The organism is Shinella sp. BE166, from assembly GCF_051201095.1.
GTDB classification, from domain to species: Bacteria; Pseudomonadota; Alphaproteobacteria; order Rhizobiales; family Rhizobiaceae; genus Shinella; species Shinella lacus.
Genome location: NZ_JBPEHL010000001.1, coordinates 754165 through 778138, shown reverse-complemented (window position 1 = coordinate 778138; position 23974 = coordinate 754165). Strand labels below are relative to the sequence as shown.

Below are 23974 nucleotides of genomic sequence, written 5' to 3'. Positions count from 1 at the left end.
CTTCAGCCCAACTGGATGCGGGGATCGATGACCGCATAGGCGAGATCGACAAGGAAATTGACGGCGATAAAGATCAGGGTCAGCACCATGACGATGCCCTGGATGACGATGAAATCGCTGCGCGACACCGACTCGATGAAAAGCCGCCCGATGCCGTTGAGGCTGAACACCTGCTCGATGACGACGAGGCTGCCGACGAGCAGCGCGAATTCGAGCCCGATCATGGTGATCGTCGGCAGCAGCGAATTGGGGACGACATGGCGCCGGATGATGGTGCGCATCGCCAGCCCCTTGGCCCGCGCCGTGCGCACGAAATCCTCGTGCATGGTCTCGATGACCGAGGAGCGCATCATGCGGATGAGGATGGCGGAGTAGCGGTAACCGACGGCAATGGCTGGCAGGATGAGCTGTTGCAGCGCCGTAAGCGGGTTCTTGAACAGCGAGGCGGTGCCGAGCGGCGGCAGCCAGTTGAAGTACCATAACATGGCGAGCGCCACGACCATGCCGAACCAGAAGGATGGCAGCGCGATACCGGCAATGGCAAAGGAGCGGATCGCGTAGTCGATAGGGCTTCCCGGATACATGCCGGCGATGGTGCCGAGCGGAATGGCGAGCGCGATCGCCACGATCATGCTGAGTGCCGCCACTTCCAGCGTGACGGGCAGCCGGGAGAAGATTTCCTCCGCGACGGGCTTTCCGGTCCAGTGCGACTGGCCGAGATCGAGCACGGCAAGCCCCTTCAGGAAATCAAAATATTGCACGATGAGTGGCTGGTCGAGGCCGAGCCTGGCGCGCTCGGCGGCGACGAGCTCCACCGAGGGATTGCCGCCCTCGGCGCGCAGCATGGTCTCGACGAGATCGCCGGGCAACACATGCAGCATGAAGAAGGTCAGCGTCGCCACGCCGAGAAGGGTGGGAAGGGCGAGAAGCAGGCGTCTGCCGATGAACTGGAGCATGATCTCAAACCCTTATGCAGGCGACGCGGTGGGTATCGGAAAAGGCGACGGGCGGCGGCACGACCTTCGCGCACGCCTCCACCGCCATCGGACAGCGCGTGCGGAAGACGCAGCCGCTCGGCGGATTGAGCGGCGACGGCAGCTCGCCGGTGATCTTCGCCTCCGGCCCCTGCCCCGCATCCGCCGCGAAAGACGGCACGGCGGCAAGCAGGGCGCGGGTATAAGGATGGCGCGGCGTGGAGAAGAGCTCTGCGCGCGTCGCCGTCTCGACGACCCGGCCGAGATACATCACCGCCACGAGATCGGAGATGTGGCGCACGACCGCGAGATCGTGGGCGACGAAAAGGTAGCTGAGGCCAAGCTTCGCCTGCAAATCGGCGAGCAGGTTCATGATCTGCGCCTGGATCGACACGTCGAGCGCCGAGACGGGCTCGTCGCAGACGATCAGCCGCGGGTTCATGCCGAGTGCGCGCGCAATACCGACGCGCTGGCGCTGCCCGCCGGACATCTGGTGCGGATAGCGCTCCGCCATCTCCGCCGGCAGGCCGACCAGGTCGAGCAGTTCCTCGACGCGCGCGCGGGCCTCGCCCTGCGACTTGCAAAGGCCGTGCACCAGCAGTGGCTCGGCGAGGATGGAGGCGATGCGGTGGCGCGGATTGAGCGAAGTGGACGGGTCCTGGTAGACGACCTGGATCTGCCGCCGCAGCGCGACGAGATCCCGCTTGCCGGCCGACAGGATGTCCTGCCCCCCGAAATCGGCACGGCCGGAGGTGGCGCTCTGAAGCCTCAGCAGCGTGCGCACCACCGTCGTCTTGCCGCAGCCGGATTCCCCGACGAGACCCAATGTGCCGCCCTGCGGAATGTCGAACGACACATCCTCGACCGCACGCACCACCGCCCTGCGCTTGAGGTGAAAGTGGCGTGTCAGGCCACGCACGCTGAGCACCGTTTCGCCAGGCGTGTGCTCGGCACCTGCCTCCGCATGCTGTTCGTTCTGCGGCAGCGCATCGACGACCGGATGGAAACAGGCATAGCGCCGGCCGCCGGTAACCGTATCGGCCGGGACACTGCCGCAGGCAGCCGTTGCCGCGCCACAGCGGGGGCTGAAGGCGCAGCCGGCGGGAAACCGCGCCGGGCTCGGCGGCTGACCGGGGATCGTGTGCAGCCGCGCCGCACGCGGCAGGTCGAGCCGCGGGACCGCCATCAGCAGGCCCGCCGTATACCGATGCCGCGGCTGGCGCAACACGTCCTCTACCGTACCGGATTCAATGATCCTGCCGCCATACATGACGTTGACGCGATCGGCATAGCGCGCCACCAGCGCCAGATTATGGGTAATCAGCACGAGGCCGACGCCGGTCTCCTTCACCAGCGCGCGCAGGAGATCGAGGATCTGCGCCTGGATGGTGACGTCGAGTGCTGTGGTCGGCTCGTCGGCGATGATGACTTTAGGATTGCACGACAGCGCGATCGCGATGACGACCCGCTGGCGCATGCCGCCGGAAAACTCGTGCGGATATTGGTCCATGCGCCGTTCCGGATCCGTCACGCCGACCCGCTTCAGGAGGTCGATCGCCCGCTCGCGCGCGGCGGCGCGGTCGATGTCGAGATGCTCCAGCATCGGCTCCATGATCTGGCGGCCGACGGTCATCAGCGGATTGAGCGAGGTCATCGGCTCCTGGAACACCATGGCGATGTCGCGACAGCGCAGCCGCCGCATCTCGCTTTCCGGCAGGCGCAGGTAATCCCGCCCGGCAAGGCGCACCTCGCCGGAAAACCGCGTCGTGGTCGGATCGGACAGCAGGCGCATCACCGCGAGCGACGAGACAGACTTGCCGCAACCGGATTCCCCAACCAGTGCCACCAGCTCACCGGCATGCACATCGTAGCTGACGTCACGCACGATATGCAGCAGCCGGTCGTTCGAGCGGAACTGGACGTTGAGATTGCGGACGGAGAGAAGCGGTTCCGCCGCGGTATCCGGTCGAGCTTGCATGGTTCCGGCCTCAGTCGCGTTGTGTTCCATGGCCGCTATGCTGGGTGATCCTATATACATCTGCGTGCCCTGCCCGCCGGTATCAATGCCGGTCCCTCATTCGAAGCCGAAGAGCCTGTTTGGGTTGTCAACGAGGATTTTCTGCCGGTCGGCCGCATCCGGCGCCCATTCGACGAGAAGATTGAGCAATTCACCCGTGTCGCGGCCCGATTTCGGGATGTGCGGCCAGTCTGATCCCCAGATGGCGCGGCTCGCATCCGTCTCGACGATCGCCTTGGCCACATGGGCAACGGCGCCGTAACCCTTGTCCTTGGCGACGCGGTAAGGGCCGCTCAGCTTCAGGTAACAATGGCTCTCCGTCATCAGCGTCAGAAGCTTCTGGAAATCCCTCTCCGTCAGCCCGTCCTCCTCCATCATGTAACCCATGTGGTCGATGACATAGGGAGCGGTCAGCGTGCCGAGGAAGCCAATGAGATCGCGCACGACGCGGCCCGGCACGTAGAATTGCAGGTGCCAGCCGAGCGGCGCGATCTTCGCCGCCATCGCGGTAATATAGGCCTGGATCTCCGCGATCGGCAGGTCCGCACGCTTGAAGAGATCGAGCCGCAGGCCGCGAATGCCCTGTTCGTGCAGGGCCTCCAGCGCGGCCGGGGAGACATCGTCCTCGACCATGGCGACGCCGCGCGCACGTTGCCCGGCCACCTTCAGCGCATCGAGCATGCAGCGATTGTCCGTGCCGTAAAAACTTGGCTGCACGATGATGTAGCGGTCGAGATGCAGCACCGTCATCAGCTCATGGAAATGATCGAGCTTGCCGTCGGGAAGCGTGTAATGCGGCTTCGGCACATGCGGATAAAGCGATTCCGGCCCGAAGACATGCATATGCGCGTCGCAAGCGCCTTTCGGCACCTCGAAGGAAGGCCGGGTGAGGCCTGCAAGTGGCAGCATGGGTTCGGAGGTCAGCGGTTCAGTCATCGAAAATAGTCCCTGCAATGGTCGTGAAGAATCAGGCCGAGATGGCGGCACGCCACCGGGCGATGCGCTGGTCGAGAACGTCGACGAAGATGTCGGTATCTATGGCCGCGAAGACGTAAGGGGCGGCGCCGAGATCGACCAGTTCGCGGTAGTGATCAGGCCCCTGGAGGCCGCCGATGATCACGAGCTTGCCGTGTTTCGCGCCAACCTCAATGGCCCGACGGCAAAGCGTGGTGATCGCCTCCGCACGCACGTCGCCAAAAATGTTCAGGTTCGCGGAAAGATCGTTCAGGCCGAGCCCGATCGCGTCCACGCCGTCGACGGCGGCGATCGCATCGATATTGTCGATGGCATGGGCGGATTCCAGCAGGACCTGCAGGAAGACCGAGCGGTTCGCGGCCGCGGCCCTCACCTTGCCATCCATTCTGCGGAAGCCGAAGGGAGACGTGAGCGCATTGTGCGACCGACCGCCTTCCGGCGGATAACGGCAATAGCTGACGGCCTTGCGCGCATCCTCGGCCGTCTCGACCTGGGGGATGATCAGTCCGGAGGCGCCGCCGTCGAGCACCCGCCCGATCACCCCGAAATCGCCCTCCGGCACCCGCACCCAGGCTTCTAGCCCGAGGTCGCGCGCCGTCGCCGTCATCTGGGCCGTCGTGTCGAGCGGAATGGTGCTGTGTTCGAGATCGATCCAGATGGCGTCATAGCCGGAACTCGCCGCCATGCGCACGAAATCCACTGAGCGGGCGGTGCGGATGCCCAGCGAATAGCAGGGTTCTCCGGCCCGCAGGCGCTCGGCAAAAGTCCTGCCGTCGGGCGACGTCACATCCAGCATAGGCTCTCCTCCCATTCGGATGCGAATGTTCATCCGATGATCGAAAGCTAGCCCATGCCGGTGATTACCTCCAATTCACAAAGCGGGGGAATTGATTTCCTTTTCCAATCAAACACCATCCGCGCAGAACCGACCTCGCTCCATCAACCTGGCGCCGAGGTCGTGAGCGCGGTGCGCAGCGCCTGGATGCGAGTGTTGAGCGCGATGATCTCGTCGACCGTCATGCCGGAGCGTTGCAGCAAGGTTTCTGTCAGGCAGCCGGTCTGCGCCTGCAGACCCCGGCCTTTGTCGGTGAGATGCACGCCAACCAGCCGCTCGTCGACTGTCGAGCGCTGGCGCTGCACGAAGCCCGCTGCTTCGAGTCGCTTGACGAGCGGCGTGATGGTGCTCGGTTCCAGCGCCAGCCGGTCGGCGAGCGCCGTGATCGTCTGGCCATCGCCTTCCCAAAGGACGCTCAGCACGAGATATTGCGGATAGGTGATGCCGAGTGCGTCTAGCATCGGCTTATAGGCGCGGTTGATGGCGATTGTCGTGCCATAGAGCGAGAAACAAAGCTGGCTATCCAGCGGGATCGGTTCGAAATCGGGCATTGCGGAACTCCTGATTTGTGAGGTCGGTTCTGGATGCGTGGAGACACCTTACCACAAAAATAGATATCGCGATAAAAAACATCTGGACAATGATCAGTGTTGCGGATATCTAATGATTATCGCGATAACGATTGTCGCATCAAGCAAAGGAGATACAAATGTCCATCGCCAACACCCTGCTCGCTACCGCCGCCTCCCTGTTCGCTTTCGCCGCTGCCGTACCCGCCGCCCATGCCCAGCCCACCCCCACCAAGTCCATCGTGCTCGTCCATGGCGGCTTCGTCGATGGCTCCGGCTGGCAGGGCGTTTACAATGTCCTGAAGAAGGACGGCTACAAGGTCACTATTGCACAGAACCCCACCCTCTCGCTGAGCGACGACGTCGCCGTCACCAAGCGCGCCATCGCTGCTGCCGAGGGCGACGTCATCCTCGTCGGTCATTCCTATGGCGGCGTGGTCATCTCCGAGGCCGGCACGGACCCGAAGGCCAAGGGTCTCGTCTATATCGCCGCCTTCGCCCCGGATGCCGGCGAATCCATCGCCAAGCTCATCGCCAATCCGCCAGAAGGCGCTGCCGTTCCGCCGATCCTGCCGCCGCAGGATGGTTTTCTCTTCCTCGACAAGGCAAAGTTTGCCGCAGCTTTTGCCGCTGACGTCGACCCCGAAGTGGCCGCCTTCATGGCCGACTCGCAGGTTCCGTGGGGTGTCGAGGCGCTTGCGGGCGAAGTGACGGTTCCTGCCTGGAAAGAAAAACCGAGCTGGTATCTCGTCGCCACCGAAGACCACATGATCCCGGTCGAAGCGCAGCGCAACATGGCCAAGCGCGCCGGCGCCACCACCGTCGACCAGGCCGGCAGCCATGCCGTCTACGTCTCCCAGCCGGAAGCCGTCGCCAAGCTGATCGAGGATGCGGCAAACGGCACGAAGTAATCACTGAGAAGGAAACCCCCCCGGATGCGCGAGCGTCCGGGGGTTTCTGTGCAAGATCAGGAGAGGCGCAAAAGCGCCAACGATAGCGCGCCCAGCGCGATTCCGAGAGCCAATGCGAACCACATCCGGTAGCCGGTAAGCCACATTGCGGCAAGCTTGCCTATCGAAAAGCCCCGGCCACCAATCTGAGCCATCAGCGTCAGCGTATCAGAGCAAATCCACTCCTCCGCGATCTTCCCGTCGGAGATGCGGTAAATCTCAGTGCTCTCATAGTCCACTTTCTTTCCCGTTGGTTGAACGCCCAGGCAATCCCTGTTCGCGGGATTGAGCGCTGAGAAACTGGAGGCGTTCGTCGAAACGCTGGATCTGTTGATAGGACGGTTGGAACGCTTGATAGCAGAAGAGGCACAACAGCCCTAACGCTGGGTTTTACGCCTTGGCACCCGCCGTTCTGCGAAGGATTTTTGGTGCGATCCAGCCGAGCAGAGGCAGGAGCGCGAGGCCGAGGGCGAGGCCGTTGTTGCGTGGCTGTACCACCACGATCTCGCGGTGAAAGGCGGCGAAGCCTTCTCCTTGCAAGCGGATTTCGCCACGCGATACACCGGCCTCCGCAGGCACCGAGACCGCAAAGGCCTTCAGGTCTTCCTTTTCGCCTTCCTTGGCGGCGCGGACCTGATAGCCGAAGCCGGAGCCTTCCGTTTGCACCACCTTCAGGCGGGTGAGCGGCAGGTCCTGTGTGACGGCGAAGCGTGCCACGACGTTATCAAGCGGCGATGCCGCGCGGCGGATCCAGACGTTTCGGCCCGAAACTGCATCCTGCTGCGGCGAGACGACCGGCAGGTATTCGGTTTCGCCGAAACGATCCGCCTCGGAGAGCGTCAGATAGAAGGTGGAGCCGGGCCGGGCGAAGATGCGCATATCCGCACTGTTGGTGGCAATCGGCCGTGTCCAGCGCTCTTCGGGCACGACATCCGCGACGGTCACCCGGCGGCCCGCCATGTCGCCCACGGCGAGGCGGTGCGCGGTGCCCGGCACAAGCACGCCGTCGACAGATAGAGCCATCTCGTACGCACCGGCAGCGAGCGCAACGCGATAGGCCGCAGCCGGAGCCGTTACCAGCTTCAGGCTCGGCCTGGGCAGCGGATCGGGCGCTTCGATGACCTCGACCGGTGCACCGCGCAGCCGTGCCGCGCCCGCTTCCAGCAGCTTGCGTTCATAGACACGCTGTTGCGCTTCGGCCTCGACATAGCGGCGCGCGAAGGCTCGCTCATCTTCCTGGTAAGCGCTGTAGGCCCTGATGGCGTCCTCGCCCCAGAGGAGTTGGCCGTTCCCGTTCAAGGCGCCTTCGGGATAGAGGATGACATAGGGAGAAGGGCCGACCTCGGCGACGGTCTTGCCGTCGCGTGTGATCTTGAGGACGCCGTTCACCTCCCGGCGTTTCTTCTCAAGGTCGACATAGACCTGCCGGGAGAGCGGCCAGTAATATTCCTGCGTCTCGACGAAGGAGATGGCGCTGTCCTGGCCGGCGAGAAGGTGCAACGTCCCGGCCTGCGACGGCAGGAACATGTCCTTGAAGGTAAAGCCGTCCCAGACGCGGCCGGTGATGATGACGGCGTCCCTGCGCTCGGGCTCGATGGCTTTCGCGGCACTGGCGGCGGAGAGGCACAGAAGGAGGATGGCGAGAAATCTTCGCATGGCTAGGCCCCCTTCATTCTGGTGACGATACAGGCGAAGAGCAGCAGGCCGGCCGTCAGCGCGACGACGCCAAGAGACTGCGACAGCGGCAGCGCCTGCTGGGTGACGAGCCGTTCGGCCAGGAAGGCGATGCCGGCCATGGGCGAGAGCGCGTGGAACAAGGGCGCTGCCATCTCCAGCAACGCCCGCAGATAGAGCGAGAACAGGCTCATGCTGTCCGCGGGCATCGTCCGCAGCAGGCCGAGCACCACCTCGTAAGTCGCAAGCAGCGCCACTAGCGCGAGATAGAGCACGACTGCCATTCGCACGGACGCCGTCATGCCGGAAACGGCAAGCCCCATCGCCATGACCGGCAGCACGAACAGACCGTTTGCGAGGATACCGGCGAAATCCCCCGCCCCCGTCACGCCGGCGCCGAGGGGCTGGGCGACCGCGAGATAGAGGCAGTAGACGGCGACGAGTGCGGCGAGCACCAGCAGTTCCGCGAGATATTTCGCGAGCACGATCACGCTCGACGGCACCGGCCCGACCAGCAGGACTTCGAGCGTGCGGTGCTCGCACTCCCAGCTAAGCGAACCCGCAAGCCGCAGCCCCAGCACAAGGCCGAGAAAGGCCACCACCAGCGTGTTCAGCCCGGCCAGCGGATCGGCCGTCACCACGACGGACTCCGTCTCGAAGGTGCGTGCGAAACCGGCGCCGTAAACATACGCCATAAGGCAGAGCGCGCTCGCGACCAGCCAGAACCATACCGACGCGAACTTGGCGGCCACTTCCCGACGCACCAGCAGGAAGGTCTGCCGCCCCAGGCCGGGCGGGCGCAATCGCGGGGAAATGTAGGGCGGGCGAACGTGCTCCATGACGCGGCCGGTCACATGACAGTGCGGATCAGGCCGCCGTCGATCCTGAGCGCTGCACCATTGACGATGCCGGTGCGCGTACTGCCGAGGAAGGTGACGAAATCGGCCACCTCCTCCGGCTTCGACAGGCGCTGGATCAGCGAGGTCGGGCGGTTTTCCGCCACGAAACGGCGCTCCGCCTCGGGTGTCGGAACGCCTGGATAGAGACCGGCGATGAGATCGGCCACGCCTTCGGTGCTGCATGGACCCGGCAGGACGGAATTGACGGTGACGGCGGTGCCCTTGGTCGTTTCGGCGAGGTTGCGGGCAAGCGATAGCTGCATGGTCTTCGTGGCGCTGTAGGCGGGCATTTCCGGCGCGGGATTGATGCCGGATTCGCTTGCCATGAACACGACGCGGCCACTGTTGCGCGCCAGCATCTTTGGCAGGTAATGCCGGGCGAGGCGCACGCCGCTCATGACGTTGACCTCGATCAGCGCATACCAGCGGTCGTCGCCGGCCTTGTAGATATCGACGGCCTCATAGATGCCGAGATTGACCACCAGCACGTCGACATCGGGGCAGTTCGCGATGAGTTCGTCACAGCCCTCCTTCGTGCCGGAATTGCCGACGGCCTGCTCCAGCTGTGCCTCCGGCACCGCTGCCAGGATGCGCGCGATGGCCTTGGAGATGGTGTCCTGGCTGCGGCCGTTGATGACCACGGTCGCCCCTTCCCGCGCCATGGCCGTCGCAATGGCGAGGCCGAGGCCGCCGGTGGATGCGGTAATGAGGCAGCGCCTGTCGCGATAGCCGAGGTCCATGGTCTTTCCCTTTCAATGAACGAGCCCTGCGGGCTCCTGCCGGACCGGGCTTTCAGGCCGGGTCAAACCGATAAAGATGTCTTCGAGCGATGGCGTGGCAGCATCGACCGAGAGCACGGTGTATCCTGCGGTCGAAAGCATCCGGACCGCATGCGCCCGCGCATCCCGCCCATCATGGGGCAAACCGCGCAGCACGAGTTCCAGCCGGTGCGGGCCGATCTGGTGCGCCCGCGCCACGCCCGGCAAGACGGCAATCCCCTCGACGCATTGAGCGGCTGGCTCGTAGAGTTCGACCTGAAGGCTGCCCGCCGAGAGGCCGGCCGGAAGCAACTCCCCCGGCCGTCCTGTCGCCAGAACGCGGCCCTGGCGCATGAAGACGACGCTGTCGCAGACCCGCTCCATCTCGGCCAACTGGTGGGAGGAAAAAAGCAGCGTCACGCCTTCCGCCTTCATCTCACGAAAGATCGCACGCATGTCGGCGACGCCGTTCGGATCGAGGCCGAGTGTCGGCTCGTCGAGAATGAGCAGTTCCGGCCGGTGCAGCATCACGCGGGCAAGACAGGCGCGCTGCTGCATGCCGCGGGAGAAATTGCCGAGCCGCCGGTCGGCCGCGGCGGTGAGGCCGACGCGTTCGATCACGTCCTTCACCCGGCTGCCCGCATCGGCAATGCCATAGAGATCGGCGAAGAAGCGGAGATAGGCCCGCGCGGTCATCTCCGGATAGATCCGCGGCTTCTCCTGCAAATAACCGAACAGCACCCGCAGATCCCGCTGGCGGCTGCCCGGCGGCACGCCGAACAGCTCGATCTCGCCCGCATCCGGCGCGGTGAGCCCGACGATCATGTTCATCACCGTGGTCTTGCCCGCGCCATTCGGGCCGAGAAAACCGGTGATCTCGCCGCGCGCCACCGAGAAGGTGGCATCCTCCACGGCACGTTTGGCCCCGAAGGATTTGGAGAGCGCGGTGACGGCAAGGGCGGGGCTGGTCACGGGATCATCCTTCTCAATAGGGCAGCGGCGTCACGTAGAGCCGGGCCAGATTGATGACGATCATCGACACGCCCGCCGCCAGCAGGAACTCCATCGGCCAGGCGAGAAGTTTCGCCCTATCGTTCCAGAGTTTCAGCGAGACGATGACGATGACGGCGATCAGCGAGGCCGGCCAGTGAGAGACATCACCGGCCATGACGGTGCAGGAGCCGAGCAGCAAGGCCAGGATGACGAGAAGGATGACGTTGGATCGGTTCATGTCAGATATCCTCTCTCGACACGTCGCTGCCGGCGGCCTGGGCGATGGTGCGGCCCGTCACGGGATCGAACAGGTAGATCCAGTTCGGATCGAAGCGGGCCGCAAGCGCGCTGCCCTCGTCTTTCGAAAGGTGAGCCGTTTCGGTGGTGGAACTGCGGGTCGTCACCATGACGGAGCCGCATTGAAGCACGTAGAGATTTTCCGCACCGGTCGGCTCGAAGGAATAGAGCTCGGCGATGATGCGGTGATCGGCGTCCGGCGTTTCGCGGATCGCGATATGCTCCGGCCGGATGCCGAGACGAACCGGCTGGTCGACAAGGTTCGCAACGCGGTTTCGCTCCACCCAGTCCGCATCGAGCGGCACCGCGAAATGCTCCGTCATCGCAACGATTTTGCCTTCGAGGCGCGCGATGCGGGCGTCCAGAATGTTCATCTGCGGCTCGCCGACGAAGGTCGCGACGAATTCCGTTGCCGGCCGCTCGAAGATTTCGCGCGGGGTGGCGAATTGCAGCATCTCGCCGTCCTTCATCACGATGATGCGGTCGGCCATGGTCATGGCTTCGAGCTGGTCATGCGTGACGAAGATGGTGGTGACGCCGACGGTCTTCTGGATATGGCGCAGCTCGGCGCGCATCTGCCCGCGAAGCTGGGCATCGAGATGCGACATCGGCTCGTCCATCAGGAAGACGTCGGCATCGCGCACCAGCATGCGGGCGATCGCCACGCGCTGCAGCTGGCCGGCCGAAAGCTGGTCGGGCTTGCGTTGCAGCACTTCAGTGATCTGCATGGTGCGCGCGACGGCCTCGACCTTTTGGACGATCTCTGCACGACCCAGCCGCCGAACTTCCAGCGGATAGGCGATGTTGCCGAACACCGTCAGGTGACGGTAGAGGCCGTAGTCCTGAAAAACCATGCCGACATTGCGGTAGCGCGGCCGGAGGAACGTGACGTTGCGCCCGCCGATGGCGATGCGCCCGCTGCTCGGCATTTCAAGCCCGGCGATCATGCGCAGCGTCGTCGTTTTGCCGCAGCCGGAGGGGCCGAGCAGGAAGACGAATTCGCCATCGTTCACGGTGATGTTGACGTCGTCGACGGCCTTGAACGCGCCGAACTGCTTCATCAGACTGTGGATCTCGATATCAGCCATGATGGCGTTCCATTCTGTTGGAAAAAGAGGTCATTTGCGCACCACGCCCTGCGAGAGCCCGCTGATCAGCTGACGTTGCAGCAGCAGCACGAAGAGGATGAGCGGCGCGGTGATCAGCACGACGGCAGCACCCAGCACGTTCCAGCGGATGTCCGCGCCGATCGAATAGGCCATGATCGCCGGCGGCATGGTTTTCGCCTGCGTGCTGGTGAGGAAGGTCGCGAAAGCGAACTCGTTCCAGGACAGGATCATCACGAAGATCGAGGTGGCGGTGATCGACGGCATCATCAGCGGCAGCGTGACCTTGCGGAAAGCCGCGAACCACGTATCGCCGTCCACCATGGCGGATTCCTCGTAGCGGCGGGGAATGTCGCGGAAGTAACCCGTCAGCATCCACACCACGAAGGGGAGTTGCATCGCCGTGTAGAGGAGGACCAGGCCTGCCAGCGTGTCGAGCAGCCCGGCGGTCTGGAAGGTGACGAAAATGGGGATGAGCACCGCCACTGGCGGCATCATGCGGTTCGTCAGCACCCAGAAGGACACGTCGTCCCGGCCGGTGAAATCGTAACGCGCCAGCGCATAGGCGCAGAACATGCCTATCGTCACCGAGAAGAAGGTCGAGGCGAGCGACACGATCACGCTGTTGAAGAAGTTCTTCATGATGCCCTTCTCGACGATCAGGTAGTGGAACGCTTCGAGGGAGGGCGTGAAGAACCATGCGGGCGTGGCGGAGGATGCCGAAGCGCCGTCCATGAAGCCGGTCATCACGACCCAGAGATAGGGCACGAAATTGACCAGGCAGACGAGGATGAGCACCAGGTAGACCCACCAGTTGCGCTGCACCAGCGGCGCTGCGGGCGATTCCATATTGTAGGTTGGCTGCTTCATGGCGGCTCTCCTTACTCGGCGACTTCGGTCTTGGACCGGAAGACGCGGATGAACACGAAGCTCATCACGATGATGATCATCATCATGATCAGCGACAGGGCCGCAGCCTTCGACGCGTCGAAGAATTCGAGGCCGGTCTTTGTCAGGAAGACATTCATGGTTGTGGTGGCGTTGCCCGGTCCGCCGCGGGTCATGATCACGATCAGCTCATAGGTACGGAAGGCATCCATGGTGCGGATGACGACGGCGATCAGGATCGCGGGCCGGAGCAGCGGCATGGTGATGGTCCAGAACACCCGCCAGGAGCTGGCGCCATCGATCTCCGCCGCCTCGTAGGGCTGGCGCGGAATGGAGGCGAGACCGGCCGACAGCATGAGGAACATGAACGGCGTCCATTCCCATACATCGACGAACACGAGGGTCTGGAAGGCGATCGTCGGGTCGGACAGGAACGGGATTTCACCGAAGCCGAGGGCCTTGGTAATGCCGCCGACATAATAGGTCATCAGGCCGGCGCCGGGATAGAACATGTAGCGCCAGATGAGGGCAGCGACCAAGGGCGGCAGGATCATCGGGATGAGGATGAAGACGCGCATGAAGGCGATGCCGGCCAGTTGCCGCTGGAACAGTAGCGCCAGCCCGAGGCCGAGCCAGAATTCGATGAACACCGCCTGCACCGTGAACAGGAGCGTCTTGCGCAGCGCATGCCAGAATTCCGGATCCTGGATCAGCGCCTGGTACTGGTAGAGGCCGACGAAGATGCGCGGCAGGTAGGGCTTGGACAGGATGACGTTGTGGCTCGCGATATAGAGCGAGTAGAGAAACGGATAGATGCCGATGGCGAACAGGATGATCAGCGTCGGCGCCATCAGTACCCAGGGGAAGACCGCTCGGTTCGAAGGGCCGAAACGGGACAGGATGCCCCTATGGCTAAGCGCCATCGGCGGGGCTGTTGTGGTGCGTTCCGAGATCGACATGTCTCAGTCCCTTTGAATTGCGGTTGGAGAGGCAGCCGGCACCCGGGCGTGAAATCACGCCCGGGTGCCCTCACGAGATCAGTTCCACTCGGACGGCAGGCGATCGTAGTAGGTCAGATCACGCCACTGCTGCTTCGGCAGGTCGTTGCGGCCGGGAATGTAGTAGCCGCCCTTGCGCATGGCGTCGGTCATGCGCTTTTCCATGTTGGCGGCGGCCGTCTTGCTGTCGATCTCGCCGATCCAGACGCGGTTGCCCTCTTCGCCCATGATGTCGGAGATTTCCGCCCATTCCGGCACGCGCACGCGCTCGTCGGGATTGGTCTCCTTCAGCATGAATTCATAGACGCCCGGCCACCAGGGCTGATACTTCGCAAGCGTCTCGCTCTTGTAGGTCGAGTGACGCGACGGGCCGGCACCATACTGGGTGGCGCGTGCCTGAACGTCCTTCGAGGTCACCCACTGCATGAAGGTCCAGGCGGCTTCCTTGTTCTTGGAATCCTTGGAAACGCCGAGCGACCAGGCACCAAACCACGGGTCAATCACGCCATCCGGACCGGCCGGCGTGTGCAGGTGCACGTTCTTGCCGGCGACCTTCGCCTGCGTTTCGGGATCCTCGAAGAAGCCCTTGACGAAGTCCTGGTAGTTCCAGGTGCCGAAGGCATTGCCCGCCTGATAGACGGCGGTCGCCTCGCCGATGCCCCAGTTTGCGCTGTCGGCCGGCATGAATTCCTTGAGGCTCAGGAAATAGTCGATCGAGGCGACGGTGCGCTCGTTGTTGATCGTGATCTTCCAGTCCTTGTCGACATATTCGTCGCCCTTGGTCTCAGGCGTCTGGTAGGCGAACAGATACGGCAGGTAGGTAACGCCCCAGAACCAGCGGCCCGGAATGTTGGCAAAGCCGATCATGTTGGATTCGGGATTGTTCACCTTCTTGGCGGCGTCGTACATGTATTTCGTGGTGAATTCCGGCGAGAAGCGCTCCGGCAGCTTGAAGCCCGCCTTCTCCGCCACATCCGCGCGGAATGTCGTGCCGACGGGGCCTGCGCCAATCGGCAGCGTATAGAGCGTGTCGTTGAAGACGCCCGTGCCGCTGATGACGCGCGGCAGGAAGTCGTCGATGTCGTAGTCAGCATCCGTCAGGTCGGCATTCTTGACATAGGGCATCAGGGGTTCGAGGAAGCCGGCCGCGGCATATTCGGCAAGCCACATCACGTCGACCGCGAAGAAGTCGTAGGTGCCGGTGCCCTGCTGCATTTCCACCAGCGATTTCTGCCGGTAGTTTTCGAACGGCACCTCGTCGACGACGACCTTGATGCCGTATTTCTCCTCGAATTCCGGGAAGAACTTTGCCAGCGCCGCAAACTGCGGCATGGACGGGGCGAGGAAGTGCACGGTCTTGCCCGAAAGTGCCTTCTGCGCCTCCGTCTGCGCATGGGTCGGCAGGGCCAGCATCAATAACGACAGCCCGGCCGCCGTTGCGGCACTCAATTTCACGATGTTCATTCTCTCCTCCTCAGTTGATGGTGCATGCGTATCCATCGCCACGCCCGGTCAGGCGTGCAGTCGTGCCGGCTTTTGTCGGGTGAAGCGGGCCTGGCGCACGGTGCGGCCGCTATCGGCGTCGAACAGGTAGATGAAGTCGGGATCGATGCGGAACGCGATCGGCGCACCGATCGCGCGCGGATATTTCAGCGCGGCATCGAGCGTGGTCATGGCGCGGATCACCTGGCCTTCCACCTCGATATCGAAGACCACGCGGGAGCCCAGCGTCTCGACGGCAAAAACCGTGCCCTGCACGCGGCAGGGATGTGCCGTATCCGGCGGGCAGAGGTGAAGCTGTTGCGGGCGCAGCCCCAGCAGATAGCTGCCGCCGGGTTTTACCGCCTCGCCGTCCTGCATCCAGTCGTGGTCGACCTCGATATAGGCGTCGCCGACGCGCAGCGAATGGCAGCCATTGGCCTCGGAAATCACCGCTTTCATGACGTTCATCGGCGGCTCGCCGACGAAGGTCGCGGCAAACAGCGTTTCCGGCCGGTCGAACAGGTCCTGCGGGGCGGCGATCTGCTCGATACGGCCCTTGTTGATCAGCACGATCCGGTCCGCCATGGTCATGGCTTCGAGCTGGTCGTGCGAGACATAGAGCATCGTCGCCTTGAACTCGCGCTGAAGCCGCTTGAACTCGACACGCATGCGGGCGCGCAGTTTTGCATCGAGGTGGGAGATCGGCTCGTCGAGGAGGAAGACATCCGCATCGCGCACCAGCGCCCGGCCGATGGCGACACGCTGCATCTGGCCGCCGGAGAGCTGGTTCGGCCGGCGTTCCAAGAGCTTCTCGATCTGCAATGTCTCGGCGACACCCGCGATATGGCGGCGGATCTCGGCCTCCGCCATCTTTCGGATCCGCAGCGGATAGGCGAGGTTTTCGAAGACGCTCAGATGCGGAAAGAGCGAGTGTTTGTCGTAGACCATGGCGAGGTTGCGCTCGCGCGGCGTCCACTGCGTCACGTCGCGGCCGCCGATCATGATGCGGCCGGCACCCGCCTCCTCCAGCCCGGCGACGAGGCGCAGCGTGGTGGTCTTGCCCGCCCCGGACGGACCGAGCAGAAACACCGCCTCGCGGTCGGCCACATCGAGCGAGATGCCGCGCACCGCCTCAAAACCGCCCTTGAATGTCTTTGCCAGGTTGTCGATCTGAAGGTCAGCCATTGTCTTTTCCGGTTGAAGATCAAAGAATTGCGCGAATGGTGCCGCCTTCGGCCCGCATCGCCATGCCGTTCAGCGCCGGCGAGGCCGCAAGGTGGACGACACTGGCGGCAACCTCTTCCGGCGCGATCATTCGGCGGATGAGCGAGGTCGGTTCGGTCTCGTCGAAATAGTCGGCGACCACCTGCTCGCGGGTGACGCCTTTTTCGCGGGCGATCTGTTCGTGGTAGCGCCGTACGGCGAGCGTGTCGGTCGGCCCGGGCAGGATGGTGTTGACCCGCACGCGTGTGCCCTGCGTGAGTTCGGCAAGTGCGCGCGACACGCCGAGAAGGCAGGCTTTCATCGCGCCGTAATGCGGCATCCAGGCCTGCGGCTTCACCGCGCTCTCACTGCTGATGAAGACGATGGAGCCCTCGCCCCGCGCCAGCATGTCCTGCAACAGCAGCCGCGACATGCGCACGCCCGTCATCACGTTGACGTCGAAGAATCGGAACCAGTCCTCGTCGCGCGTTTCGAAGAAGGGTCGCACCTCGAAAATGCCGACGGAGTTGATGAGAAAATCCACGGGCGCTGCGGCTCGCGCGAAATCGGCAAGACGCAGGTCCTCACCGGCGACGGTAAGGTCGCAGACCATGCCGCGCGCCTCAGGGCCGAGCTTTGCGACCGCATCAGCAACTTCCGCCTCGGAAAGGCCGCTCACAGTGGCCCGTGCACCCTCGGCGACGAAGGCCTCGGCCACCGCAAGCCCAATGCCCGTGGCGCCGCCGGTGACCAGCACATGCTTGCCTTTCAGACCATAATCCATTGCCCAAACCTCCCATGGCAATCGGGGATCAACCCCGGCGCACCACCCCTCCAGGCGGTCCGCTCATTCCCTCCATCCGGCCTACCCGGCCGCCAGCCCTGTCGGCCGGAGGGAACTTGCCTCGGCCGATAGAACTAATTTCTTTTCATAACTTTTGCAAGAAAATAAATTTTACACTATTTCGCAGATACTGCCCTGCGACGGCGTCGCCAGATTTCCCCGCACGCCAAACGGCGCACGGACATGTGCCTGGGCGAAATCGATGAACTCCGACGTCCTGGCCGGCAGCCGGCGCCGGCTGTCGCTGAGCAGGCAGACCGTCTGCGGCTCCGGCTCGAATGCGCCGAGCACAGGCACCAGAAGGCCGGAAGCCAGTTCCGTTTCCACATCGGCCAGTGCAGTGCGCAGGATGCCAAGGCCTTGAACGGCAAAGTTTTTCAGCGTCGCGGGATCGCTCGCCCGGAAACGACCGCCGACCGAAACGGCGCTCGCGCCCTCGCGAAAGGCCCAGTCATTGCCGGCAAACCCGGAACCATCGAGCCGCAGGCATTCATGCCGACAGAGGTCGGCCGGGCGAGCGGGAACGCCGTGTTCCGCCAGATAGGCGGGTGCAGCGCAGGTCACCGTTTCCATCGAAAACAATTTCCGGATCGTCAGGTTCGAATCCCGCACCGGCCCGACCCGCAGCGCAGCATCGAAAGGAATTTCATGCAGGCTACCCGGCGGATCGAAGCGGAGCGAAAAGTGCAGATCCGGGTGGGCGCGGGAAAAGCTGCGCACCAGCGAGAGAAGCTGCACGCGGCTGATATCCGCAGCACAAGAGAGCACGAGGCCGCCCGAGACGGCCGTGCGCCGTCCGCCCATGTCCCGTTCCAGATCGGCAAAACCCGACAGCACCGGCCTCGCCCGCTCCAGCAGCAGCTTGCCCTCCTCCGTCAACAGCAACGAGCGCGTCGTGCGCCGCACCAGTGCCACGCCATAGTGATCCTCCAGCGCCTTCAGCCGTCCGCTGATCGTCGCCGGCGCCATGCCAAGGCGATTGGCGGCGCTTGCCATGCTCTGTGAGCGGGCGATTTCCGAAAACATCCTGAGATCGGCCAAACCATTCATTCCGGATCCTCCTGTCAGGCATATCTGCCTGGTGGTTCCGGATGCCCGGCGCCCGCAGCGGGGCGCCCTCCTTCAGGGCAGGCGGAACCTCTGATCCAAGAAGTAACACCACAGCCCGGCCAGGTGCGGTGAAGATTGGTCATTTGATCCTGTACGTTTCGTCACAAATCCTAAGCGACGATATGCCGGGCGAGATAATCGATGAAGGCACGGATGCGCGGGGCGAGCGGCGACTGGTCGGCATAGATGATCGAGACCGGCTCGCGATCGCCCGGATTATAGGTATCGAGCACCGCGACGAGCCGCCCCGTCTTCAGGTCCTGGCCGATGTGGAACTCGGACAGCCGCGCCAGCCCCACGCCATCCAGCGCGAACCGCCGCAGGCTCTCGCCATTGTCCAGGCTCAGATTGCCCTTCACCGCAAGATCGAGCTGCGTGGGAATGCCGTCCTGCTCGATGCGGAACGGCCACTTGCCGTAACTGCGGCTGAAGCCAAGCGTCAGGCAATTGTGCTCCAGCAGGTCGCGCGGCTCGGCCGGGATGCCGTGTTTGTCGAGATAGGCGGGCGAGGCCACCACCCTGCGTGGCGACGCAACGATCCGCCGCGCGCGAATGGTCGAATCCGTCAAAACCCCGGTGCGGATCGCCACGTCGATGCCATCGCCGATGAGGTCGGTGGTGCTGTCGGACAGCGAAAATTCCAGGCTGATCTCGGGATAGGTCTCCAGGAAACCAGGCACCAGCGGCGACACGCAATGCAGCCCGAAGGGCACGTTGCAACTGACGCGCAGCACGCCGCCCACCTGGCCGGCACTCTCCTTCACGCCGCGCTCCAGGCTGGAAATATCCTTGAGGATCTGCTTGCCACGGGCAAAATAATCCTCGCCCTCCGAGGTCAACCGCAGCTTACGCGTCGAACGCACGGCGAGCGGCAGGCCGAGCCGCGTTTCGATGCGGGCGACGATTTTGCTGACGGCCGACGGCGAGAGATGCAGCGCATCGGCCGCCGCGGTGAAACTGCCCGTCTCCACCACCTTCACGAAGACCTCGATCTCGGAAATCCTGCCGGCCATGATCCGTCTCTATTCATGAACCTTTGTCATCTCACTTATGCCAGTGCTCCGCTTTTCGGCACAAGCGAGAAATGACAGACACGAGGTCGAACATTATGGAGGAGACATCAGCATGTATCAGAAGCGGGCACTCATCGCCGGCGCCACCGGCATTGTCGGGCTCAACGTGGCCGAACACCTGCACGACAGCGGCAGGTGGGAGATCACCGGCCTCAGCCGCCGTCCACCGGCCGGCGCATCCTACATGCGCTCGATCGCCGTCGACCTGCTCGACCGCGAAGCAGCGCTCAAGACGCTCGGCGAACTCAGGCCCACCCATGTCTATTATTGCACATGGACGCTCGGTCGCAACGAGGACGAAAACATCCGCCTTAACGGCGGCATGCTGCGCACCCTGCTGGACGGCGTGGCGGCGGCGAGCACAGTCGAGCACGTCGCGGTCGTCACCGGAACCAAGCACTATCTCGGCCCCTTCGAAGACTACGGCAAGGTGACGCCGGTGACACCCTTCCGCGAAGATGCCCCGCGGCTGGAAAAGAAGAACTTTTATTACGAGCTGGAAGACATCGCGATGGATTTTGCCGCGCGCCATGGTTTCGGCTGGTCGGTGCATCGCTCGCACACGATCATCGGCTACGCCGTCGGCAATCTCATGAACATCGGCGCAACGCTCGCCACCTACGCCTCGATCTGCAAGGCGACGGGCGCGCCCTTCGTCTTCCCCGGCACGCCGACCGCCTATCACGGCATCAACGACATCACCGATGCGCGCCTGCTCGCAAAACATATCGTCTGGGCCTCCACCGAGCCCAATGCCCGCAACGAAGCCTTCAACGCCACCAACGGCGACGTCTTCCGCTGGGAGCAGCTGTGGCAGCGCATCGCCGACTATTTTGGCGTGGAAGCGGCCTATCCCGGCGAATACAATTCGCTGACGGAGCGCATGAGCACACTCGGCCCGCAATGGGAGAGGCTCGTCGCAGAACACGGCTTGCAGCCGAACCCGCTCGACCGCCTCGCCTCGCCGTGGCACACCGACCTCGACCTCGGCCGCCCGATGGAATGCCTGCACTCCATGGCGAAAAGCCGCGCGCTCGGTTTTGCCGATTTCCAGGACACCGAACAGTCCTTCATCGACGTCTTCGACCGGCTGCGGGCGGAGCGGATCATTCCCTGATCAATAAGATGCGCGCACGAAAGAGCCCGGAGGATCCAATCCTCCGGGCTCTTTTGCATTCCGTGGCGATGATTAGGCGACGGGGTAAGGATGCGCGTGCAGCAGGTTCGCCAGCCGCGACAGCGCGCGTGGCCCGGCCTTGACCTGCTCGCAGCGGACCTCCGACACGCCGGAGACAGCCATGAGATAGCTGCGCACCGGGCCGACAAAAGTCATGGCGAGGTTGGGACAGGCACGGCAGGCGCCGGAGAGGGCGACATGCACGACGCCCTCCCCAGTCACGTCGGTGATCTCGATATCGCCGCCATGGCCGAGAACCAGCGGCCGCGCCCGGTCGAGCGCGGCTTCAAGAGCATGAAGATCGATCATCAGACGAGCCCCAGTTCGCGCTTCTTGGCCTCCAGATCGATGCCCATGCCGCGGGCGAAGGCCTTGCCGAGAATGTTCTCCTTCATCTCGCGGGTGATTTCGGGATAACCGTATTTATCCTGAAGCTCATCGGGCATCACGAGATTGGCGAGCGTGTCGATATAGGTCTGCACATGCGGCCAGATGAACGCTTCCGAGCCGTAGCAGATCCGGTCCGAACCGACGTAGAGCAACGCTTCGCCCAGACGCTGGAGCATCTTGTAGGGCTGAAGATAGTACTGATTGAACCAGAGTGGCAGGATCAGATAGACGTTCTCGAAGCGGCTGGCGATGGAAATGGTCTCGTCGACATAGGGATCGCCGAGGTGGTGGATGCCGAAATTCAGCTCCGGAAAATCGGCCGCCGCATATTGCAGATCGTTGGGCTTGAAGGCTTCGACCGGGCCGAGTTCCAGCGGAAACCCCTTGTGGAACTGCACCATCTTGATGCCGAGTTCCATCGCCTTTTCCCAGAGTGGGTAGGCGATGTCGCGGTCGTCGGCGCGCCAGGCGCAGCCGCGCGACTGGTACTGGTAGAATTTGAAGCTGACCGCGCCGAGTTCGTGCACCTGCCGCTCCATCTCCTTCAGCGCCGGGCCAAGGCCGTGATAGACCGGGTCGACGCCGCCGGTCAGAACGATGCGGGCCGGGTCCTTCTGGGCCAGCGCATGGCTGAGTTCGACGGGGCCGAGGCCGGCGCGCCAGTGGGAAAACAGCGGCACCGAACAGGCACAAGCCATGTCCGTGTCGGCCTTGCCAAACAGCATGTCGATGCCCCAGTCGAGATCCGGGTCGGAAAAGGTTTCCGGTTCCGGCGGCGGCCCGCGGCGGCCGGTCAGGTTGATGAACCCGGTCAGCTGTTCGCGCAGGATGCGCACCCGCCTGCCATCGCTTCCGTCCTTGATCTGGCCATCGCTGAAATCCTGGCAATGCACCGCCGCATCAAAGACAAACATTCCGTCCTTCATGAAGTCTCTCCCATCGATCCGAAGGCGCGCAAGCGCCGTGGCTGGCTTAAAAGCCAGTCGGATCAATACCATGAGGAGAAGAGCGCCGGTCTTCGGATTATTGGAAGACTGCCTTCAGGCAATGGCGAAAAGGTCGGAAAGCGCGCCGAACAGACCCGTCCCGCTCGCCAGCACAAGGCCGCCTGCGGCAAGCGATGTCTCACCGGACGGATAGGGCGCAAAACGTCCGCCGGCCGCCTTGATGAGGGCAAGACCAGCAACTGCATCCCAGGCCCACATGTGGCGCTCGAAATAGCCATCCACCCGTCCGGCCGACACATAGGCCAGCATGAGCGCACCCGCGCCGACCTGCGAAAAACTGCCGCCGGCCGACAAGAGGCGCTCGGCATCGGCCGCAAATACCGCCGGCGGAACACGGTGGTTATGGCCGATGCCAAGCCGTGTCCGGTCGATGCTGTCGATGGTGCTGACCGCGATCGGCACGCCGTTGACGGTGGATGGAATGCCTTCGGCGCCGGCAAAAAGCTCGTCGCGCAGCGGATCGTAGATCACGCCGAGAACCGGCTCGCCCTTCGACCAGAGGCCGATGGACACGCACCAGTTATGCGCGCCCTTCAGAAAATTCGTGGTGCCGTCGAGCGGATCAACGCACCAGATAAACTCGGCACCCTCGATGGCGGAGGCACCCGTCTCTTCGCCCAGAAAACCATCCTCGGGGAAGGCCGGCGTGAGAATGGCGGCGATCACCTCCTCCGCCTCGCGGTCGGCATTGGAGACAAAATCGTTCAGCCCCTTCTGCTCGATAGCCAGACCATCGCGGCGGCCGTAATGGGCGAGCAGCAGGCGGCCGGCTTCGCGCGCGGCGCGTTCGGCAACGGCCAGGCGCGGCTTCAGCCGTTCGGCAAATGCGGTGTCGGACATCGGATTTCCTTCAATAACGGGTCAGGGCGGTGACGTCGGAGGTCTTTTCCAGGCCCTCGATGGCGCGACCGAAATTGCGCACCGCATAGAGCGAGTAGAGCACGTCGATGACCTGGAGCTGGGCGATCTTCGACACCATGGATTCATGATATTCGCCCGGCCCGACGACGCCGGTGATGGTTGGCGTGAAGAGGCAGATGTCGGCGTGGCGGACGATCGGCGAATCCGGGAAGGATGTGATGGCAAGCGTCGTCGCGCCCTGCAATTTCGCCTGCTGGAGACTGTCGACCGTCGAGATGGTGCGCCCGGAATTGGAGACGCCGATGGCGAGCGATTTCGGCCCGAGCGTCGAGGTGGAAATCTGGCGGATGCCGAGGTCGCGGAAGAACAGGCAGCGCTTGCCCACCCGCATGAAGCGCAGCAGCGCGTTTTCCACGCAGATCAGCGAGGCGCCCATGGCGAAGAAGCCAAGCACGTCAGCCTCCTCGATCGCCGCGACGGCGCGCTCCAGCTCGCTTTCGGCGAGCCCCGCCCGCGTGTCGGAAACCGTCATCGCATAACGAGCGGCGACCTTCGACAGCACCGAGCCGACGTCATCCTCGGCGGTGATGTCCTCATAGACGTGGCGTTCGGAGGGCGGCTGGGCGGTTGCGGTGCCCTGCGACAATTCCTCGGCGATGAGGATCTTGAACTGCTGGAAACTCGGCACCTCGATCTCGCGCACGAAGCGGGTGACGGTCGATTCCGAGACGTCGCATTGCAGGGCAAGATCCTTGATGGAGATCGACTTGATCTCTTCCGGCGCCTTCAGCACCCGGTCCGCGATGCGGCGCAGCGCCGGGTTCATGTAACCCGCCTTCCAGCGAATCCGCATGAGGATGGATTGCCTGTTGTCCGCTGAACTGTCCATCGGAC

General features: G+C 63.6%; 25 protein-coding genes. 2 read left to right on the top strand and 23 right to left on the bottom strand.

Going from position 1 to position 23974, the window contains the following annotated elements:
* Positions 1-2: 2 nt before the first annotated feature.
* The 5 genes from J2Y63_RS03550 to J2Y63_RS03530 form a co-directional block, all read right to left on the bottom strand.
* Positions 3-956, bottom strand: a complete 954-nt coding sequence (locus tag J2Y63_RS03550) for an ABC transporter permease (protein ID WP_435264955.1) — start codon at positions 954-956, stop codon at positions 3-5.
* A 4-nt stretch (positions 957-960) separates the two neighbouring features.
* Positions 961-2952 (bottom strand): ABC transporter ATP-binding protein, encoded by a 1992-nt coding sequence (locus tag J2Y63_RS03545; protein ID WP_435264954.1) that lies wholly within the window; start codon positions 2950-2952, stop codon positions 961-963.
* 96 nt (positions 2953-3048) lie between these two features.
* Positions 3049-3927 carry an amidohydrolase family protein gene (locus J2Y63_RS03540; protein WP_435264953.1) on the bottom strand — a complete coding sequence of 293 codons (879 nt, stop codon included), beginning with the start codon at positions 3925-3927 and terminating at the stop codon, positions 3049-3051.
* Between the two features lie 31 nt (positions 3928-3958).
* Positions 3959-4762 (bottom strand): HpcH/HpaI aldolase family protein, encoded by an 804-nt coding sequence (locus J2Y63_RS03535; protein ID WP_435264952.1) that lies wholly within the window; start codon positions 4760-4762, stop codon positions 3959-3961.
* A 143-nt stretch (positions 4763-4905) separates the two neighbouring features.
* Positions 4906-5352: a MarR family winged helix-turn-helix transcriptional regulator gene (locus J2Y63_RS03530; RefSeq protein WP_256114515.1), complete on the bottom strand. Its 447-nt coding sequence runs from the start codon at positions 5350-5352 to the stop codon at positions 4906-4908.
* Between the two features lie 158 nt (positions 5353-5510).
* On the opposite strand from J2Y63_RS03530, the gene J2Y63_RS03525 reads away from it, so the two are divergent.
* A complete protein-coding gene (locus J2Y63_RS03525) occupies positions 5511-6281 on the top strand; it encodes an alpha/beta fold hydrolase (RefSeq protein ID WP_435264951.1) in 771 nt (256 codons plus the stop codon).
* A 56-nt stretch (positions 6282-6337) separates the two neighbouring features.
* Here J2Y63_RS03525 and J2Y63_RS03520 read toward each other — a convergent pair whose 3' ends face one another.
* The 14 genes from J2Y63_RS03520 to J2Y63_RS03455 form a co-directional block, all read right to left on the bottom strand.
* Positions 6338-6586 (bottom strand): ester cyclase, encoded by a 249-nt coding sequence (locus J2Y63_RS03520; protein ID WP_435265034.1) that lies wholly within the window; start codon positions 6584-6586, stop codon positions 6338-6340.
* 124 nt (positions 6587-6710) lie between these two features.
* Positions 6711-7976, bottom strand: a complete 1266-nt coding sequence (locus J2Y63_RS03515; protein ID WP_435264950.1) for a hypothetical protein — start codon at positions 7974-7976, stop codon at positions 6711-6713.
* Positions 7977-7978: 2 nt separating this feature from the next.
* Entirely contained in the window at positions 7979-8833 is an 855-nt protein-coding gene (locus tag J2Y63_RS03510) for an ABC transporter permease subunit (protein WP_435264949.1), read from the bottom strand.
* An 11-nt stretch (positions 8834-8844) separates the two neighbouring features.
* Positions 8845-9633: an SDR family NAD(P)-dependent oxidoreductase gene (locus tag J2Y63_RS03505; protein ID WP_435264948.1), complete on the bottom strand. Its 789-nt coding sequence runs from the start codon at positions 9631-9633 to the stop codon at positions 8845-8847.
* A 12-nt stretch (positions 9634-9645) separates the two neighbouring features.
* Positions 9646-10623, bottom strand: a complete 978-nt coding sequence (locus tag J2Y63_RS03500) for an ABC transporter ATP-binding protein (protein ID WP_435264947.1) — start codon at positions 10621-10623, stop codon at positions 9646-9648.
* Between the two features lie 13 nt (positions 10624-10636).
* The gene (locus J2Y63_RS03495; protein WP_256114523.1) at positions 10637-10882 is read right to left on the bottom strand and encodes a hypothetical protein; all 246 of its coding nucleotides are present in this window, start codon (positions 10880-10882) and stop codon (positions 10637-10639) included.
* 1 nt (position 10883) lies between these two features.
* Complete coding sequence (locus J2Y63_RS03490; protein WP_435264946.1) at positions 10884-12029, bottom strand: ABC transporter ATP-binding protein; 1146 nt, start codon at positions 12027-12029, stop codon at positions 10884-10886.
* Between the two features lie 30 nt (positions 12030-12059).
* A complete protein-coding gene (locus tag J2Y63_RS03485; protein WP_256114525.1) occupies positions 12060-12917 on the bottom strand; it encodes a carbohydrate ABC transporter permease in 858 nt (285 codons plus the stop codon).
* 11 nt (positions 12918-12928) lie between these two features.
* Complete coding sequence (locus J2Y63_RS03480; protein ID WP_256114526.1) at positions 12929-13894, bottom strand: carbohydrate ABC transporter permease; 966 nt, start codon at positions 13892-13894, stop codon at positions 12929-12931.
* A gap of 78 nt (positions 13895-13972) precedes the next feature.
* Positions 13973-15397 (bottom strand): ABC transporter substrate-binding protein, encoded by a 1425-nt coding sequence (locus tag J2Y63_RS03475; RefSeq protein WP_256114528.1) that lies wholly within the window; start codon positions 15395-15397, stop codon positions 13973-13975.
* A 48-nt stretch (positions 15398-15445) separates the two neighbouring features.
* Positions 15446-16600: an ABC transporter ATP-binding protein gene (locus J2Y63_RS03470; RefSeq protein WP_435264945.1), complete on the bottom strand. Its 1155-nt coding sequence runs from the start codon at positions 16598-16600 to the stop codon at positions 15446-15448.
* Positions 16601-16619: 19 nt separating this feature from the next.
* A complete protein-coding gene (locus J2Y63_RS03465) occupies positions 16620-17402 on the bottom strand; it encodes an SDR family NAD(P)-dependent oxidoreductase (RefSeq protein ID WP_435264944.1) in 783 nt (260 codons plus the stop codon).
* A gap of 171 nt (positions 17403-17573) precedes the next feature.
* Positions 17574-18512, bottom strand: a complete 939-nt coding sequence (locus J2Y63_RS03460) for a LysR substrate-binding domain-containing protein (protein WP_435264943.1) — start codon at positions 18510-18512, stop codon at positions 17574-17576.
* A gap of 170 nt (positions 18513-18682) precedes the next feature.
* Positions 18683-19585, bottom strand: coding sequence for a LysR family transcriptional regulator (locus tag J2Y63_RS03455; RefSeq protein ID WP_435264942.1), 903 nt, complete (start codon positions 19583-19585; stop codon positions 18683-18685).
* Between the two features lie 112 nt (positions 19586-19697).
* Here J2Y63_RS03455 and J2Y63_RS03450 point away from each other — a divergent pair, with 112 nt between their 5' ends.
* Complete coding sequence (locus tag J2Y63_RS03450) at positions 19698-20762, top strand: SDR family oxidoreductase (protein WP_435264941.1); 1065 nt, start codon at positions 19698-19700, stop codon at positions 20760-20762.
* Between the two features lie 72 nt (positions 20763-20834).
* Here J2Y63_RS03450 and J2Y63_RS03445 read toward each other — a convergent pair whose 3' ends face one another.
* The 4 genes from J2Y63_RS03445 to J2Y63_RS03430 form a co-directional block, all read right to left on the bottom strand.
* A complete protein-coding gene (locus tag J2Y63_RS03445; protein WP_435264940.1) occupies positions 20835-21131 on the bottom strand; it encodes a NifU family protein in 297 nt (98 codons plus the stop codon).
* Positions 21131-22138 carry an amidohydrolase family protein gene (locus J2Y63_RS03440; RefSeq protein ID WP_435264939.1) on the bottom strand — a complete coding sequence of 336 codons (1008 nt, stop codon included), beginning with the start codon at positions 22136-22138 and terminating at the stop codon, positions 21131-21133. Before J2Y63_RS03440 ends, J2Y63_RS03445 begins: the two co-directional genes overlap by 1 nt.
* A 114-nt stretch (positions 22139-22252) precedes the next feature.
* On the bottom strand, positions 22253-23059 hold the full coding sequence (locus J2Y63_RS03435; RefSeq protein WP_435264938.1) for an inositol monophosphatase family protein: 807 nt from the start codon (positions 23057-23059) through the stop codon (positions 22253-22255).
* Between the two features lie 10 nt (positions 23060-23069).
* Entirely contained in the window at positions 23070-23969 is a 900-nt protein-coding gene (locus J2Y63_RS03430; protein WP_256114539.1) for a MurR/RpiR family transcriptional regulator, read from the bottom strand.
* Positions 23970-23974: the final 5 nt, after the last annotated feature.